This is a genomic window from Paraburkholderia sp. HD33-4, from assembly GCF_021390635.1.
GTDB lineage: Bacteria > Pseudomonadota > Gammaproteobacteria > Burkholderiales > Burkholderiaceae > Paraburkholderia.
In genome coordinates this window covers 461,080-477,253 of record NZ_JAJEJS010000003.1, presented here as the reverse complement: position 1 = coordinate 477,253, position 16,174 = coordinate 461,080, and the positions used below count along the sequence as shown (strand labels likewise).

General features: G+C 61.0%; 7 protein-coding genes. 1 reads left to right on the top strand and 6 read right to left on the bottom strand.

Annotation, left to right across the window (positions count from 1 at the left end):
- Positions 1–116: 116 nt before the first annotated feature.
- The 4 genes from L0U84_RS36685 to L0U84_RS36670 all read right to left on the bottom strand — a co-directional run bounded on the left by L0U84_RS36685 (position 117) and on the right by L0U84_RS36670 (position 7,498).
- On the bottom strand, positions 117–1,553 hold the full coding sequence (locus L0U84_RS36685) for a basic amino acid/polyamine antiporter (protein WP_233857855.1): 1,437 nt from the start codon (positions 1,551–1,553) through the stop codon (positions 117–119).
- A 259-nt stretch (positions 1,554–1,812) separates the two neighbouring features.
- Positions 1,813–3,315: an efflux transporter outer membrane subunit gene (locus L0U84_RS36680; protein ID WP_233857853.1), complete on the bottom strand. Its 1,503-nt coding sequence runs from the start codon at positions 3,313–3,315 to the stop codon at positions 1,813–1,815.
- Positions 3,312–6,371, bottom strand: a complete 3,060-nt coding sequence (locus L0U84_RS36675; RefSeq protein ID WP_233857851.1) for an efflux RND transporter permease subunit — start codon at positions 6,369–6,371, stop codon at positions 3,312–3,314. The genes L0U84_RS36680 and L0U84_RS36675 overlap by 4 nt, the downstream gene beginning before the upstream one ends.
- Positions 6,368–7,498, bottom strand: coding sequence for an efflux RND transporter periplasmic adaptor subunit (locus tag L0U84_RS36670; protein WP_233857849.1), 1,131 nt, complete (start codon positions 7,496–7,498; stop codon positions 6,368–6,370). The genes L0U84_RS36675 and L0U84_RS36670 overlap by 4 nt, the downstream gene beginning before the upstream one ends.
- Before the next feature lie 1,549 nt (positions 7,499–9,047).
- Between L0U84_RS36670 and L0U84_RS36665 the strand changes: the two genes are divergently transcribed.
- A complete protein-coding gene (locus L0U84_RS36665; protein ID WP_233857847.1) occupies positions 9,048–11,168 on the top strand; it encodes an esterase/lipase family protein in 2,121 nt (706 codons plus the stop codon).
- Positions 11,169–13,649: 2,481 nt separating this feature from the next.
- Here L0U84_RS36665 and L0U84_RS36660 read toward each other — a convergent pair.
- Together L0U84_RS36660 and L0U84_RS36655 are read right to left on the bottom strand one after the other, a co-directional pair.
- On the bottom strand, positions 13,650–14,624 hold the full coding sequence (locus L0U84_RS36660) for a ParB/RepB/Spo0J family partition protein (RefSeq protein WP_233857845.1): 975 nt from the start codon (positions 14,622–14,624) through the stop codon (positions 13,650–13,652).
- Entirely contained in the window at positions 14,621–15,832 is a 1,212-nt protein-coding gene (locus L0U84_RS36655) for a ParA family protein (protein ID WP_233857843.1), read from the bottom strand. Before L0U84_RS36655 ends, L0U84_RS36660 begins: the two co-directional genes overlap by 4 nt.
- Positions 15,833–16,174: the final 342 nt, after the last annotated feature.

Sequence of the window (16,174 nt, the reverse complement as noted above, 5' to 3'; positions counted from 1 at the left end):
CCCGCGAACATGTGCCGATCCAGCCGCCGCCATGCAAACCCACGCAAATCAGCGCCCCTTCGCACCTCCGACGCCCACCGTTCAGCCGCGCTCGCGCGACTTCGATGATCGATCGCTCAGATCACGATCGTGCCGGTCGCGAGGCCGATCAGCGCGGCGATCGCGCCGCAGGCCGCAACGGCAAAGATGACCCATTCGAGTTTCGAAAACACCCGCAGGCCACGCTCACGTTTGGCCACCACATACAGCACCGTACCGGGGGCATAAAGCAGCGCCGATAGCATCAGGAACTTCAGGCCGCCCGCGAACAGCAGAAAGGCCGTATACAACGTCGCGAACGTCGCGACGAAATACTCGGTGCGCAACGCTCCGCTCAAAGTGCCGCCATTCTGTGCGCTGTCGTAACGAGCGGCCTTGATGCCGTAGGCGGCCACGAGGAAATAAGGAATCAGCGCCATCGAGCTCGTCAGGTTGAGCATCAGCGCAAACGCATCGGTGGACCAATACGTGCTGATCACGAAACACTGCACCACCGTACTCGTGAGCCAGACCGCCGCGACCGGCAGCTTGCGCTCGTTTTGTCGCGCGAAGATGCGCGGCATCGTGTCAAGACGCGCGGCGGCGAACAGCACCTCGGCACAGATCAGCGACCACGCGAGGTACGCGCCGAGGATCGAGATGATCAAACCGGCGCTGATGAACACGACGCCGAATGGGCCGAGCAGCGCGCCGAGTACCGCAGCCATCGACGGCTGGCGCATCACCGCGATGTCGGCGCGCGGCAAGGTCGCGTAGGGCAGCAGCGTTACCAGCACCAGCAGGCACAGCACGGCCACGAAGCCGGTGATCGTCGCCGTGCCGACGTCCGAGCGCTTTTTCGCGTAGCGCGAGTACACGCTCGCACCTTCGATACCGACGAACACGAACACGGTGACGAGCATCGTCGCGCGAACCTGCGAGAAAAGTCGCGCGCCGATCTGATCGCTGCCTTCCCACCAATTCGTGCGGAACATGTCGACGCGAAACAGCGCGATCAGCATCACGATGAACAGCACAATCGGTATCACCTTCGCGACCGTGACGATCGTGTTGATCATCGTGGCCTGCTGGACGCCGCGCAGCAACACGAGATGAAACAACCAGATGCCCACCGACGACACGATGATCGCGGTCGCCGTATTGCCGTTGCCGAAGGCCGGGACGAAAGCGCCGAGCGTCGATTTGATCAGCACCCAGTACGACACGTTGCCGAAGCAGCCCGCCATCCAGTAGCCGAATGCGGATAGAAAGCCCGCATAGTCGCCGAAGCCCGCGCGCGCGTAGGCGAACACGCCGGCATCGAGCTCGGGCCGCCGCTGTGCGAGCGCCTGAAAAACGCGCGCCAGCGCATACATGCCGATGCCCGCCACGCACCATGCAATGACCGCGCCGAACGGTCCGGTCGCGCGCGCGAAATTGCGCGGCAGCGAGAAAATCCCTGCACCCACCATCGAGCCGACGACCATCGCGGTCAATGCGGGCAACGACAGTTTCGTCTCGACCTGGGTTGCCATCGTGCACCATTCAGAGAAGCTGATTTCGCCCTGAAACGGACTCACATGGAGCAGGCTCGCGTACCTTGCGCCTCCCCCTGTTAGTCCTCCCGACTGAAGCCACCTGCGTTGCGTGAAAGGGACTGGCCATCGCTCGCGCAAGCGTGCGGCCGGATTCGCTCGATCAAACAGGAAAACGCCGTCACTGTGGGATTGCGATGACGGCGCTTTGCATTTCGCGCGTCGGATGTTCCGGGCGCTCGCGGCGCTTCGGGCCCGCTCACTGCGAAGCCGGTGCCGGCGCGCTCGCGGTCGCGGGCGCGGGTCCCGACGTCGTGGGCGTATTCGCGGCCACCGGCGGATTGGCCATCCAGCCGCCTCCCATCGCCCGGAACAACGCGAACTGTGCCTGCAGTTCGCCGACCTCTTCCCTTGCCTGCGACGACTGGCTTTCGAGCAGCGCAACGCGCACCTGATCGATATCGACGCGACCCGTATCGCCGAGCGTATAGCGACGCTGCACCTGGCTCAGCTGCGTGGTGCGACGCGTGACTTCTTCATTGCGTGCCTTGAACAGCTCGTCCTGGCGGTTCAAACGCGCCAACGCACGGTCGACGTCATAGAACGCACCGAGCGCGGTCTTTTCGTAATTGAACATGGCCTGCTGCGCCTGCGCATCCGACGACTCCACCTGCGAGCGCCGCGCGCCGAAATCGATCAACGGCATCGCCATCGCCGCGCCGAACAGCCAGAACGTGCTGGCCCCGAGGTTTTGACCCGCGATCTCCCAGCCATTGCGCGCGAGCAAGCCGCTGAGCGAGATGGTCGGCCAGTAATTGAGGCGCGCGACATCGGACTGCCTGACCGCCGCATTCACGCGCGCCTGCGCCGCGATCAGATCCGGGCGCCGCATCAGCAGATCGACCGGCTGGCCGGGTTCGATATGCGGCAGCGCGGTCATCAGCGTATCGCTTTCATCGAGAATTCCGGCGAATTCCGCAGGCTGCACGCCGCACAGATTCTGCAGGTTCAGCCGCGCCTGAGCGATGCCGTTCTCCACGTCCTGCAATCGCGCATCGACCTGTGCCCGGCCAGCGCGCGCCGCTTCGATGTCCGTACTGAGCACGAGGCCGGCGGTAAAGCTCTTTTCGGCGATGTTGACGAAGTCGTCCGCGATGGCGCGGCTTTGCAGCAGAATCGTGCGTTGACGCAGCAGCCCACGATACGTGACGTACAGATCCGCGACACCCGACACCACGCTCAGGCGGACCGCCTCCGCATCGCCCGCGGCCGCCCGCGCCTGTTCGCGCGCGGCCGAGAGCCGCGCCCGTCCCTGGCCGAACAGGTCGATCTCCCATTGCGCCTGCAGACCGACTCGCCAGAACTGCGCATCGGTATTGTTGATGCCGAGTATTTCCTCGAACTCGAGTTGTGTCTCGCCACCGTGGTACTTCGCGGCGCTCACGCCCGCACCGACCGACGGCAACAGTTGCGAGCGAGCCAGCCGGATTCCGGCCTGCACCTGATCGACGCGTGCGTAAGCGGTGGCGATATCGAAGTTATGCGCGAGCGCGAGATCGATCAGTTTGTTCAGCGTCGGATCGTTGTACTGCGTCCACCATGCCGCGAGATCGTGCGCGGACATCGGTGTCGCCGCGCCCGGTTGGGCCTCCGAGTACTGCGGCGGAAACGCGGCGGGCTTTTCCAGCTGCAATGATCCTGTACATCCGGCTTCGAGCAGCAGGGCCGCGATGGCAAGAAGATAGGCGCGCGCGCGGATCATTTTGCTTCCGGGTGCTTACCCGGCTCCCATTCCGCCTGCTTGATCGAGAACAGCATCGCATACAGCGCTGGCACGGCGACCAACGTCAGCACGGTGGCAAAAACAAGGCCCGCCATGATCGTGATCGCCATGTCCTTGAAGAAAGGATCCCACAACAGCGGCGCCATCCCGAGCGCCGTCGTGCCGCCCCCCAGTATCACCGGCCGCAGACGGTTCATCGCGCCGTGGGTCACCGCCTGCATGCGCGGCACGCCCGCGGCGATCTGGCCATCCATCTCTTCGACCAGCACCACGCCGTTCTTGATCAGCATACCTATCAGACTCAATAGACCGAGCAACGCCATGAAGCCGAATGCGCCGCGGAACAGCAGCAGACCGATCGTCACACCGACGATCGACATCGGTACGACGAGCAGCACGACGAGCGCGGGCTTCAGGCGCCCGAACATCATCAGCACGATCAGCGCCATGCCGATGAAGCCGAGCGGCAGTTGACGGAAAAGACTCGCCTGCGCGCGGGTCGACGATTCGTGCTCGCCGCCCCACTCGAAGCTGTAGCCGGGCGGCAGCTTGATGTGTTCGATGCCGGAGCGGATGCGGTTGAACGCGTCGACACTGTTCTGCCCATAGACCGGGTTGGCCGAAACCGTCAGCGTGCGAATCCGGTTTTCGCGCGCGATCTGGCCTTCTTCGGTACCGACCGTGAAGCCGTTGACCACGTCGCCGAGCGGCACGTAACGGCGCAGCCCCGCGCTGAACACCTGCAGGTCCTGCAGACCCGCGACGCCACGCGTGTAATCGGGCGAGCGCAGCACGATCGGCAGCAGCTGATCGCCCTCGCGATAGATGCCCGCGCGCAGGCCTTCGGTCGCATAAGCCATCGTGTCGGTGACCTGCCGGCGCGCCACACCGAGCGAGCGCGCACGCGATTCGTCGAATTCCGGCCGCACGATGCTGATCGGGTCCTCCCAGTCGTCGCGGATCGCGATGATCCGGCCGTCGGCCTTCAGCACGTTCTGCGCTTCCTGCGACAGGCGGCGCAGCACGAGCGGATCGGGTCCGGAGAAGCGTGCCTGAATCGCCGCGCCACCGCCGGGGCCGAAGTTCGGCCGCGTGACCGTCCAATGCTGTTCAGGGAAGCGCTTCTTCAGATCCGCTTCGATGTCCGGAATCATGTCGTCGATCAGGCCCTGGTCCTTCGCGCCGACGATGAACTGCGCGTAAGCCGGATCGCGCGTCTCCGGATCGTAGACGAGGAAGAAGCGTGTCGCGCCCCCGCCGATATACGTCTGTACGTTGGTGACGTCCGCATGCTTGAGCAGCACCTTCTCGACGTCGCGGCTCTTTTCGACGACCGCGCGAATATCGGCGCCGCGAGGCAAGCGCATATCGACATAGAAGATCGGCGTGGTCGATGCGGGGAAGAAGCTCTGTTCGACGAAACGGAACCCCCATCCAGCGAGCACCGTCAACGCGACGAGGCCGATGAGCACGATCACGCGCCGTGCGGTGACCCATGCCAACAGCTCGCCGTAACGCTTGTACAGCTTCGACTTGAACGGGTCTTCGTCGATGACGTCCGCGACCTTGAAAAGATACGTGCCGAACAGCGGTGTCAGCGCAATGGCGATCACCCAGCTAAATAGCAGCGAAATCGCGGCGACAGCGAACAGCGACGCACAGAATTCGCCGACCGAGTCCGGCGACAGTCCGATGCCCGAGAAAGCCAGAATCCCGACAACGGTCGACGCGAGCAGAAGCCATTGGCTCTGTTTGAGAATTTGGGTCGCCGCCTCGAGATGCGACTTGCCCCGCTGCACCTTCACGAGCATGCCCTCGACCACCACGATGCTGTTGTCGGTCAGCATGCCCATCACGATGATCAGCGCGCCGAGTGAGATGCGCTGCAGCTCGATCCCCGCCGCGTACATGACCAGCAGCGTGCCGAGAATCGACAGGAACAGCTCGACGCCCAGCACGACGCCCGCACGCCAGCCGAGCGCGATGCCGAGCGCGACACCGACGATCGCCACCGACAGGAACACGTCGAAGATAAAACCGCGCACGCTGTCGTCGACGACCTGCGGCTGATCGTAGAGCGAGTAGAGTTTGATGCCGATCGGGCGGTCGCGCTCGAGTTCGGCGAGCTTCGCCTTGATTTCCTCGCCGACCCTCACCACGTTGACGCGCGGCCGCGCGCTGATGCCGATCGTGATCGCGGGCTGACCGTTGTAGTGAATGACCTGGTTCGGAATCGTCGCATAGCCATGGCTCACGCGGGCGATGTCGCCGAGCAGCAGCGGGCCGGGCGTATTGTTGACGGGCAGCGAACGGATGGCCTGCAGCGAATCGAGCGAACCGGTCGGCGCAATCCGCAGCGACAGGTCGCCGACTCGTTCGCGGCCCGCGGGCCGAACCTCGTTCTGCACGAACAGCGTCTGCGCAAGATCGTCGGTGGACAGATTGTTGGCGATCAGTTGCGACTGGTCAACGTCGACCGAGATCTGTTCCTGCTGGTTGCCGGCGATCACGATGTCGGACACGTCGTCGAGCGTCAGCAACTGGCGGCGCAGTTCGCGCGCGTACTCATATAGTTGCGCCTGCGTGTAACCCTCGCCGGTCAGCGCGTAGAACATCCCGTAGACATCGCCGAAACGGTCGAGCACGAGTGTCGGGCCGGCCCCCGGCGGCAGCCGTACCTGCGCATCCGACACCGAGTTGCGCAATTCGTCCCACACCTGCGGCAATTGCGCCGACGTGTACTGGTCGCGAATCTCGACGCGGATTTCGGAGTAGCCCGGCGTGGAACGCGAGGTCAGCTTCTCGACTTGCGGCATCTGCTGGATCGCGCTTTCGAGGCGGTCCGTCACCTCCTGCTCGACCTCGTGCGCGCTCGCGCCCGGATACAGCGTCACGACGACCGCGGTCTTGATCGTGAACTTCGGGTCTTCGAGACGCCCGATGTTGTAGTACGCGAAGATGCCGCCCAACAGCGAGATGAGCGTCAGCACCCACGCGATCAGCGGCTTTTCGATAAGGGGGCGCGCGAGGTTCATTGAGGTGCATCCATTGGACGGACCGCCATTCCCTCTTTCATGAACTGCGAGCCGCCGGCCACCACGCGATCACCCTCCGCCACCGCACCGGCGACGACCACATCGTCATTGCGGATCTCGCGCACGGTGACCGGCACCGCATGCACACGGCCGGATGCGGCATCGTAGCGCCACAGACTACGCTGACCGTCGGCGCCGATCGACACCGCCGCGATCGGAATGGCGAAGTTACCGGCGTTGTCGCTTTGTGCGACCTGCCGCGCCGTGTCGGAAATCTGTACGCGCAGCGCCATGCCGGGGAACAGCATCGCGCTTTGCGGTCCTTCGATCGAGAACACGAGCCGGTAGGCCGGCGAAGTCGGCGAACTCTGCGTGGTTCGTTCGCGGAACACCATCGGGAAGCGGGTCTGCGGCCGCTCGGGCAGCCACGCCTCGGCTCTCAGCGTCTTGTCGACGAGCAGCCGCTCGGCAATGCTCTGAGGCAGATCGACGCCGACATCGACGCGGCCGATGTTTTCCAGATTGAACGCGGGCGCCCCGGCTTGCACGACCTGCTGGATCTCGATGTTGCGGCGAGCGATCCGGCCGTCGAATGGCGCGACGAGCTGGGTATTGCGCAGGTCGCGGCTCGCCATGTCGCGTGCCGCGCGTGCGGCGTCCGTTGAAGCCGACAACTGCTCATACGCAGCCTGAGACAGAATTCCGTCCTTGCGCAGCACCGCCTGGCGCTTCAGGTTGTCGCTCAGCTGCTGATACTGCGCGTTCGCGCGTTGCAGTTGCAGCTTGTAGGGTTCCTCGTCGATACGCGCGATCAGCTGGCCGCGTTTCACCGACGCACCTTCGAGCACCGCGATCTGCACGACGCGGCCCGAAACTTCGAAGGCGAGCGGGGAGATGCTGGTCTGCTCGACCCGCCCGGTAAAAATGCGAATGGCGGAAGCGTCGGCCGGTTCGACCCTGGTGAGCTGCACGGCTGGCCGCGTATCGCCGCTCTGCGTTTCGGTCTGGCGTTGGCAGCCCGACAGTGCAAGGAAGAACACACAGGTCAATGCGCACGACAATGCGCCGGTCGATGCGACTCCGGCTGATCGGGGAGGTCGCGGTGCATCGGAGCGGTTTGCGTTCATGACGTTCTCGGCTGACTGCTGACGCAACCCATGCCGTACGCCCGGCGACAACGTAGCTCGCGGGCCAGCGGATACAGAGCTCTACAGGTTGCTCAGGAATTCATAGGGGTCCATAACAGTGGATCGATGAGAGGATCCGCTGCGACTTCCACGGCCAGGTCGGACTCGAGAGACAGCTGCATCCCTTCTGTCGGGCCGGCAACGTCGTTCAAATCAGTCTATTGGCGCCGATTGGGTTGTGGCTGTCTGGACTTGCGCGACGCCAGTCTCATTTGTCATCTCGGTTCCTCGCGTTCCACATTGAGCCCTGTCCATCTGATCACGGGGGCAACCCGGAACATTACCTGCTTGGGTTAAAGGACAGTGACCACAGCCGCAACCGATGCGTTGCCATGTCGGCTCCGTTTATCTGGCATCCTGTCTAACTGCTATACCGCTTCGCCGCGCCGAAGAAAGACGGAGGAAATTGACAAGCCCCACCCTGTCTCGAATGCTTGACGATTCCAGCACAACTTGAAGACAAATGAATGTGCAGGCGCATTGCAGCATGGAATCGGTCCCGTCGATTTGAGCCCAGCTGCAAAATTATTTAAGTTCCCAAACAATTGGTTGTCAAGAGCCTCACCGCCACAGCGCGTTCGTATCGGGCAGAATCATGACGCGAGAGTACGCGTGCCAGATCGATTAACTTGCTGAAGCGGTATATCGAAGACATCAAAAGCGTTCAAGACTTCGTGCAGTTCACTGGCGGTCTGCCTGTGTCATGCGTGCGTCATTGTCCCCTTTCAAAGTTCGTCACAGGCATCATGGCCGATCAATGTGCTGGCCGTCAATCGCTTCGCGGCCTACCCCGCCAATACACATATATTCCATGATCTCTTCGACTTCTATTGGCGAAATATAAGCGTGGCTATTCTGCTGTACTAATGGCGGACCGCGATGAGCAAAAATGCTATAGGTTTCAAGGAATTATTGTTTCGTCGGTGGAGCAGCCGTGATTGTTAAATAGGAATGCTTTCTCATTGATACCTATGCGCGCGATCGAGAACGGCGCTGGTTGCACAAGCAATGTGCCGGGCGTAGAGTATTCAGCGGACAAATAATTCGCTTTCAGCTTTATCGGTTTGATGCACGAGGCAAGGGCCTTACGAGTCAACTCTGCGAGAGAAGAAAGTTGGCAGTTGCAACGTCGCGGGCCGCCGGAGCGTTCATCGTATGTCGGTCGGTCAGCGCGCCGTCAGCGTCGGAAACGAGCGGGGTCTTTCTGCCATTCAGCCATGACAACGGTCCACAGCATAATGACTGATGCGGTACCGCACACGACTGAACTCAATTCCACGCGCCTCGAAGCGCTTAGTGCCGGCAGGCGCTTCGCGCGCCGCGATAGTCACGGCGATCGAGCGAACGCGATGCCGTGGCGTCTTCCATCGCCGCATGCGCGTATGCTCGTTGGCCCAAGTCGTCCAACGTTACGCGGTTCGCGATTGTTTGGACGAGCCGGCGTCGGCGTAGCCCGGCAGCCGTCTCGCACGAACCGGTTCGACGCATCATGACGCGCGCACTCGCATCGTGGATATCGCGGTGCGCAACACTTGCGGTACTCGCCAGCAGTCTGCTGTCCGGTTGCGCGATGGTGACCGTCAGCTCGCAAGGCCCCGCGCAGTACATCGCGATGCGCCGCGGCGATATTCTCTCGACCGGCCGTCTGAGCGCCGCGACTCGAGACACGCTGCACATCGCGGCACTCGACGAGAGCACCTGCCAACGCGAGCCACTCGATTGCATCAATACGATCTCGACCGTCGGGGGAATCAATACCGACCGGCGCTTGTCGAGCCTCGCCGAATTGTCGTTGCAGATGGCCATCACGAACACGCCCGTCAACGCCACCGAATGGAGCGACGCGCAATTCGATCTATGGCTCAGGGCCGCGCGATTCGCATATGCCTTTCTATTCCTCGGTGAACGCACGGCTGGCGAACGTGCATTCGAAGATCGTCAGACCCAGGTCCGTGACTACTACAACTACGCGGTACAGGAGCTTGCCCGCGCGCTGTTTGTGCGCGGCGCGCTAACGACCAATGGCGGCAACCGCGAGCCGGGCACGCAGTACATCGCGGGCTGGTCGATTCATCTCGACCTGAGTCGGACGCGGCTGCCCGAGGGCGTGCGCGAACCGCGCGAAGTCATCCCGGCCTCGCGGCTGTCGTTCGCGGGGATACGAAGTATTTATCGCCGCGATGGTTTGGGCGCGGAACTCGTGGCTGTGATGAATGTGCCGTCGCCCGAGGAGGACGCCGACGCGGGTGGCGATGCCGGGCGCAATGCCGCTAGCAATACCGGGGACGATGGCGTCGACAATGGCGGTGGTCGTGCCGGCGCCGATACCGGTGCGACCACCCGCGCCGCGGGTGGCGCGAACCCACGGCTCAAAGCCGGCGAGTCGTCAGCAGCCGCGGGACGGCCGAGGTCAGCGTCGCGCTTTTTCAGCGAGATGCCGTCGCCGAACGTCACCGCGTTGATCTGGTTCAGTCAGGGCACGCTCGAACAGGTGCTTGCCTCGCATGATGTCGTGCTGTCCGTCTATGACCCGTATCGCGATGCCAGTGTCGAGCGACACGGCCAGACTGTGCCACTGTCGGCCAACTTCAGCGCGGGCTATGGCATCTGGCTCGCGCGCTCGGGTTTCGCCGGGCAATCGTTGCGCGCGCTGTTTGGACGCGCGCGCGGCATCGATGCGCCGCGTATCTACATGATGCAACCGTTCGATCCCAATCGACGGATCATTCTGATGCTGCACGGCCTCGCAAGCAGCCCCGAGGCATGGGTGAACGTCGCCAACGATATTCAGGGCGATGAAGTGCTTCGCCAACACTTCCAGGTGTGGCAGGTCTATTACCCGACCAACGCGCCGATTCTGGTCAACCTCGTCCGCATCCGGCGCGCCACACAACAGACGCTCGCGCACTTCGATCCAGACGGCGCGGCGCCGGCCTCGCGTGGCATGGTGCTGATCGGCCACAGCATGGGCGGCGTGATCGCGCGACTGCTCGTGTCGACTTCCGGCGATGCGCTGTGGGAGACGTTCAAGGACAAGTACGTGCCCGAAGGCACCGATCTCGATCGCGAGGACGAGCGGCTCAACCGGCTGCTCAACTTCACGCCGATGCCGCAAGTCGAGCGCGCGATATTTATCGCGGCACCCCACCGAGGCACACCGTTCGCGAGCAACCGGTTGTCGCGCTGGGCGGCCAACCTGGTGCGTCTGCCGCTTGCCCTGCTGAACGAGATCGAGGAAGTGATGCAGACGGCAACGAACATCGAACCGCAGGGCCAGACCTTCCACGTGCCGAACAGCATCGAACAGCTGCGGGAAACCGATCCGTTGATTCGTGCGACGTCGCAGTTGCCGATCAGCCCGCAGGTCTGCTTCCATTCGATCATCGCTCGGCGCCGCGCCGACGGGCCACTGGAAGACTCCAATGATGGCGTCGTGCCCTATCGCAGCGCTCATCTCGCGGGGGCGCTGTCGGAGACGGTGATCGTTGCAGGGCACAGCGTGCAGGAGACGCCGCAGGCGATCCTCGAGATCCGTCGGATCTTGCATGAGGATATCGCGCAGATCGATCAGCGCGGGGCGGTTTGCACGGAGGCTGGGTTGGCAAAATGATGGTGGAGGCGGGGTGTGTTTTGCGACGGCTCGGGCTTGACGAGGCCACTGTTGCAGCACTTACTTCGACTCAGCGGTACCGCGCTCCGAATCAGGCCAGTGCGACCGCGGCAAGCATGGAAGATCGGTCTCGACGCGCGGTTGCATCAGCGGGACGCCCGAAAGATCACGGGTGGCCCCTCGAAATTCATTCGCTACAAATTACGTATTAAATGATACGGATTGCCGAGCCGCCTACGCCCGTTTCGCCGTCTTGTCCCGTTTTATGCGGGTTGCCACTTGTCGTGCACTAATTTCGCGATTTTTCGTGAAACAATCGTCGCCGCAGGCGAAAAATGGCTTTTAAAACAAAAGGTTGTCGCATTGCGAAGACGTTTAACTATGTTTCACGGTGGGCGGTTGGCGAGAATGGCCGAATAATCATGCGTTCGCGCTCGTATTGGCTAATACTCGCTCATTTTTCGATATTTAGTTCGTGAGATTCACCTTTGCGTTCTGTCCCCGGATATTGTTCGCTTGTCACGTCCGACGTTCGTATTCGCTGCGCTTCAGGTTTCTTGCAGCGCGCTTTGCGATCGACAGTCGCTCGCGTCGGGGACTAGATGATTCGCCATCGTCTGGCTAATCAGCGTCACGGGGCGGTCCCGTGACACGAGTCTTTACGTGTGCGATCGCTTGCCCGTTTGCCCTCACCTATTCTGTCGACCGTCGTGCGGTGAATTTCTTGCAGCGGAGCCGAGAACAGCGATCATGATTGAGTGACGCGAAGTTGGCCCGATTCGGTTAGCCCGACATACGGAATGGGACGCGGATGATCAGCTGTCGTCCATGCTCTCGGTACTCAAGCGCTTGCACAACGATGAGTCACACGGGCGCGATTCATCGTTCCAATACATCAATCAGGCCATCCCACCAGCGGGCAAGTCGATCGGCAGTCCTGTTGACAGCCATCCATTGGCTTCAGGATGTGTTCTCACTGACAACGCTGTGACGTTGGTTCAACGCGAGTACTACAAAGTGCTTCGCATCCGGCGGGTGTCAGCAATTTGCTTTCTAGTCGTCGGGCAAGAACCGGTGCGACAGCAGAAGCGAGTCGAGGTCAAGTGGGCGCCTCATAGAATCAGAGAAGCACGCCGTTCGCGGAAATCTAGACCTGCTCCGATCGTGAGGGATCTCGACGCACGGTTCAGCGTCCCTTGACGCGACATTCAAGTAACAACTGGCCTCGGGCGCGCATCGAGGTATGTGTTGTGTTCGCGGCGGCAAGCCGAATTCACGGCATTCCTTCGCGCATCGGTCCATGCGGATTTCATCGCGAATCGTAGGAACGGATTCCCCTGCGAGAAAGTCCGCGTGGCTTGCGGTCGATAAGCGTTGGCCTCAGCGCTGTGCGCGTCAGTTGCCTCGGGTACGCCGGGCGCGTGAAGGATCGGAGTGAGTCCGCGACGATTTTCATCGGGGTGGCCGTGATGGACGGCGCCATCATGGATGCAGCGCTTTATGGAAGCGCCATGATCAACCCAGTCTGCGTAATTTGACCTGTGTGGCGAGGTGGACGATAGCCTGCGCAATCGGCAAACCGATTCCGCTGATCACGCATTCCCGTGGCCGGTGGCACCGGGTTGGTGAGTAGGGACTCGATGGCATGTGCAGCGGCTTCTCTCGTTGACAAGAATGTTGCCGCCGCCAGTTGAGGGAAGTCGCACCGACGAATCCCGCCGATGTGGCGTAGGGTTGAGAATGACCGCGGAGGGCGTTCAGGGAAACACGATTCGGTCGAAGGATAGAGTGCGGGCGCTCCATCCCCTTCGTCATTTGGCAACTGTGCGACTTTGAGTGCGTCACGGGCAACAACCGGTCAGCGCGATACTTGATTGCTGATTGTGGCTCCAGAATTGCCAGCCGATGACGGACTCGCTGATGTCGGGTGGCTGATGTTGCAACCGGCGCACGCAAAACCATTGCTAAATCACCGCCGCGCGAATCGCCCCACAAATCGTGCAAGGAACGAAGGAAGTTCGATCGCACCGACATGGCCCTCTTGCGTCGATACCGGCCGGGGTCGACAGCAGTGTCTAGAGTCTAGACACTCAGATGGTGTCGGGGGGTGTCTGCCGACCGAGTGTCTAGACTCTAGACACTCTCGAACCCCGGACCACTTTGACTGGCCGAAAAAAAGCCCGCACTGGGCGGGCCTTTCTACACTACAAACCAACCATCAAATCAGCTCGTTTTCGGCTGCGATTGGAACATCTGTCCGATCAACTGCCGTATCTGAACTTCTTGCGCCTCGGTGATGACCCCGGTTTTGATCTTGATCGTGAAGTTACCAACATCCTTCGTGATCACTCAGATGGTGTCGGGGGTGTCTGCCTTCCGAGTGTCTAGACTCTAGACACTCTCGAACCCCGGACCACTTTGACTGGCCGAAAAAAAGCCCGCACTGGGCGGGCCTTTCTACACTACAAACCAACCATCAAATCAGCTCGTTTTCGGCTGCGATTGGAACATCTGTCCGATCAACTGCCGTATCTGAACTTCTTGCGCCTCGGTGATGACCCCGGTCTTGATCTTGATCGTGAAGTTACCAACATCCTTCGTGATGCTTCCAGCGTGCTCTCGACCCGCAAAAAACTTCTCGATACTGCGTCCGCTGCTACCTGTCGACGTAGTCTGACGGGTCGCCAGAGCGATGATCGCCGCTGCGACCTTGCCTTGCTCCATCTCGCCTCTCACTAACAGCGGCCAAATCTCGCGGGCGGCCTTAACGCCGTCCTCGCCGTGCTTTTTGATAGCGGCTGCAATTGCTTGCGCCGCGGTCCCACCCAAAAGACGCGGCTGAATGTCGAGATCCTTCTTGATGAAGTCCGGCAAATTATCGAACGACAGGAACTGATACAGACCCGCCCGCGACAATCCCATCGCTTCCGCCAGTCGCGTGCGATTCGGGAATTCCGTTTCCGATCGCCGGATCGCTACTCCGATTTCATAGTCAGCAAGGTCGTCGCGGCTGATGTTTTCGACCATCGCCAACACGGCCATGTCTGAATCGGAGCAATCCGCGACGACGGCCTTGATCGTGTCCAGTCCCAACATCTTGTGCGCACGCCAGCGCCGCTCGCCGGCGACGATCTGATAGTCGTCTGCGATACGGCGAACCACGATCGGCTGCATCAGCCCAACTTCCCGGATCGACTCCGCAAGCTCGGCCAGCTTTACTTCGTTGAACACTCGACGCGGCTGCCAAGGGTTCGGCAAGATTCCCGCCACCGCCAGTTGCGAAGCGACGCCAGTCGATTCCAATTCCTGCACGCGAAGTTGCGCAACGGCCAGCGCCCCGGCCAGGCCGGGCGCCGTCTGCGTGCGGTTGCTGCGCTTAACCTCGTCTTCGTTAATCGACGAAGTTTTGCGAATGCCGGACGTCTTGGCCAGCAACTGTTCTCGCATATTGCTCATTGCGCTTTCCTCCATTTTTCCGAGTAGATCTCGTCGATCCAGCGACAGTAGTCGACGAGAGGCTGCCGCACGCGTTGCAGCGACTTGGCCGCGCTGTGATTGCTACTGATGTCGAAAACGGTCGAGAACGCCAACGCCCCGGTGCTCATCACCGAGCTAGCAGGTACCTCGATCGAGTGCAGCCAGTTTTCGTACGCGCTTTGCGCCCACGCGCGCACGATCGGCGCCGATGAGTTCCGCCCATAATCGACCCGCGACAACACAAGCGACACAAAGTCGTATTTCTTGTCCTTCTCGAATTTGATGAAGCTTTTGGAAACGTCGGAGAAAAGTCGCCAGAACGACAACGAACTGATGAAGTCCAGGTTTTCCGGGACCATCGGCATCACCATCGAATCCGCCGCCATCAGCGCGTTCAGGTTGAGGTACGACAGCGACGGCGACGTGTCCATCAGAATGTAGTCGTACTTCTTGCGCAGCGGCTCGAGCCCTTGACGAAGCACGGTCCAGAAGCGAAAACCTGGCCGGATCTTTTGCATCGCAGGCAGATGAAACTCCGCTCCGATCAGTTCCGTGTGCGCAGGAATTACGTCGATGCCGTCCCAGTACGTCGACTGAACCCGCCCCTCGAGGCCGCCTTCGATGTCCTGGTCGTAGACGTACGGCAACACCGTGTCTTCCGGCGTAACGTCTTTTTCCGCGTACAGGCCGCACAGTTCAGAAAGCGACGCCTGCGGATCGAGATCGACGACCAACACTTTGCGTCCCCGCAGCGACAACCCCTGGGCCAGGCACATAGTCGTCGTGGTCTTCGCGGAGCCGCCTTTGAGCTGCGCGGTAATAATGATCTTGCCGTCGGGCTCCTTCAGCCGCGTGACCAACGGAGTCTGGTAGATGTCGGAAATCTTTTGCACCCAGATCCGCGCTTCTTCCAGCGTGAAGGTCCGGGTGCGGCCCGTGCCGGCCGCCGTGCCCGAAGGCAGGTCTCCATCGCCTTTAGTCGCGAGATACTGAACCTGCGAGTGAGAGATGTTGCACATCTCGGCAATCTCGCCGGTCTTGAAGACGGGAGCCGTTTTTCGAGGACGCGGAGCCAGAATCGTGTCACGCAGCTCATTAGTGAAAATGGTGACTTTTTCTGCGAACTCACTGATCTGCTCAAAGTGAACGGTTCGGTCTACGGCAGGAAGTTGGCTCGTTCTGACCATTCTGAGGTTTATCCATAAAATTCCAGAAACCTCAGAATACAGGAAATACTTGAAAATAGCTTTTTAAATTACTGTTTTTATGCAGATTTTTCGCAAATTTCTGTATTTCTGCATCGTTTCGATAGCGGGATTACCGTCGAAACTAAACAAGCCTCGAATACACCGACAATTCGAAGGCACAAATGACCTCACCTTGCCCCGCGGCCCGAGCACCGAAATAGGTGCGCATGCTCAAAACTTAGGCACTTGGTGAGGTCATTTGTGCACTTCCGCATTTTACAGATGACCAACCGATCGCCCTTCCGCACAACCAACCTCACCATTATCAGGATTTTGGCGTAC

Bases quoted from the DNA above. Each gene is read 5' to 3' on its own strand.
- L0U84_RS36670 (WP_233857849.1), bottom strand. From the start codon at position 7,498: ATGAACGCAAACCGCTCCGATGCACCGCGACCTCCCCGATCAGCCGGA.
- L0U84_RS36660 (WP_233857845.1), bottom strand. From the start codon at position 14,624: ATGAGCAATATGCGAGAACAGTTGCTGGCCAAGACGTCCGGCATTCGC.
- L0U84_RS36685 (WP_233857855.1), bottom strand. From the start codon at position 1,553: ATGGCAACCCAGGTCGAGACGAAACTGTCGTTGCCCGCATTGACCGCG.
- L0U84_RS36675 (WP_233857851.1), bottom strand. From the start codon at position 6,371: ATGAACCTCGCGCGCCCCCTTATCGAAAAGCCGCTGATCGCGTGGGTG.
- L0U84_RS36655 (WP_233857843.1), bottom strand. From the start codon at position 15,832: ATGGTCAGAACGAGCCAACTTCCTGCCGTAGACCGAACCGTTCACTTT.
- L0U84_RS36680 (WP_233857853.1), bottom strand. From the start codon at position 3,315: ATGATCCGCGCGCGCGCCTATCTTCTTGCCATCGCGGCCCTGCTGCTC.
- L0U84_RS36665 (WP_233857847.1), top strand. From the start codon at position 9,048: ATGACGCGCGCACTCGCATCGTGGATATCGCGGTGCGCAACACTTGCG.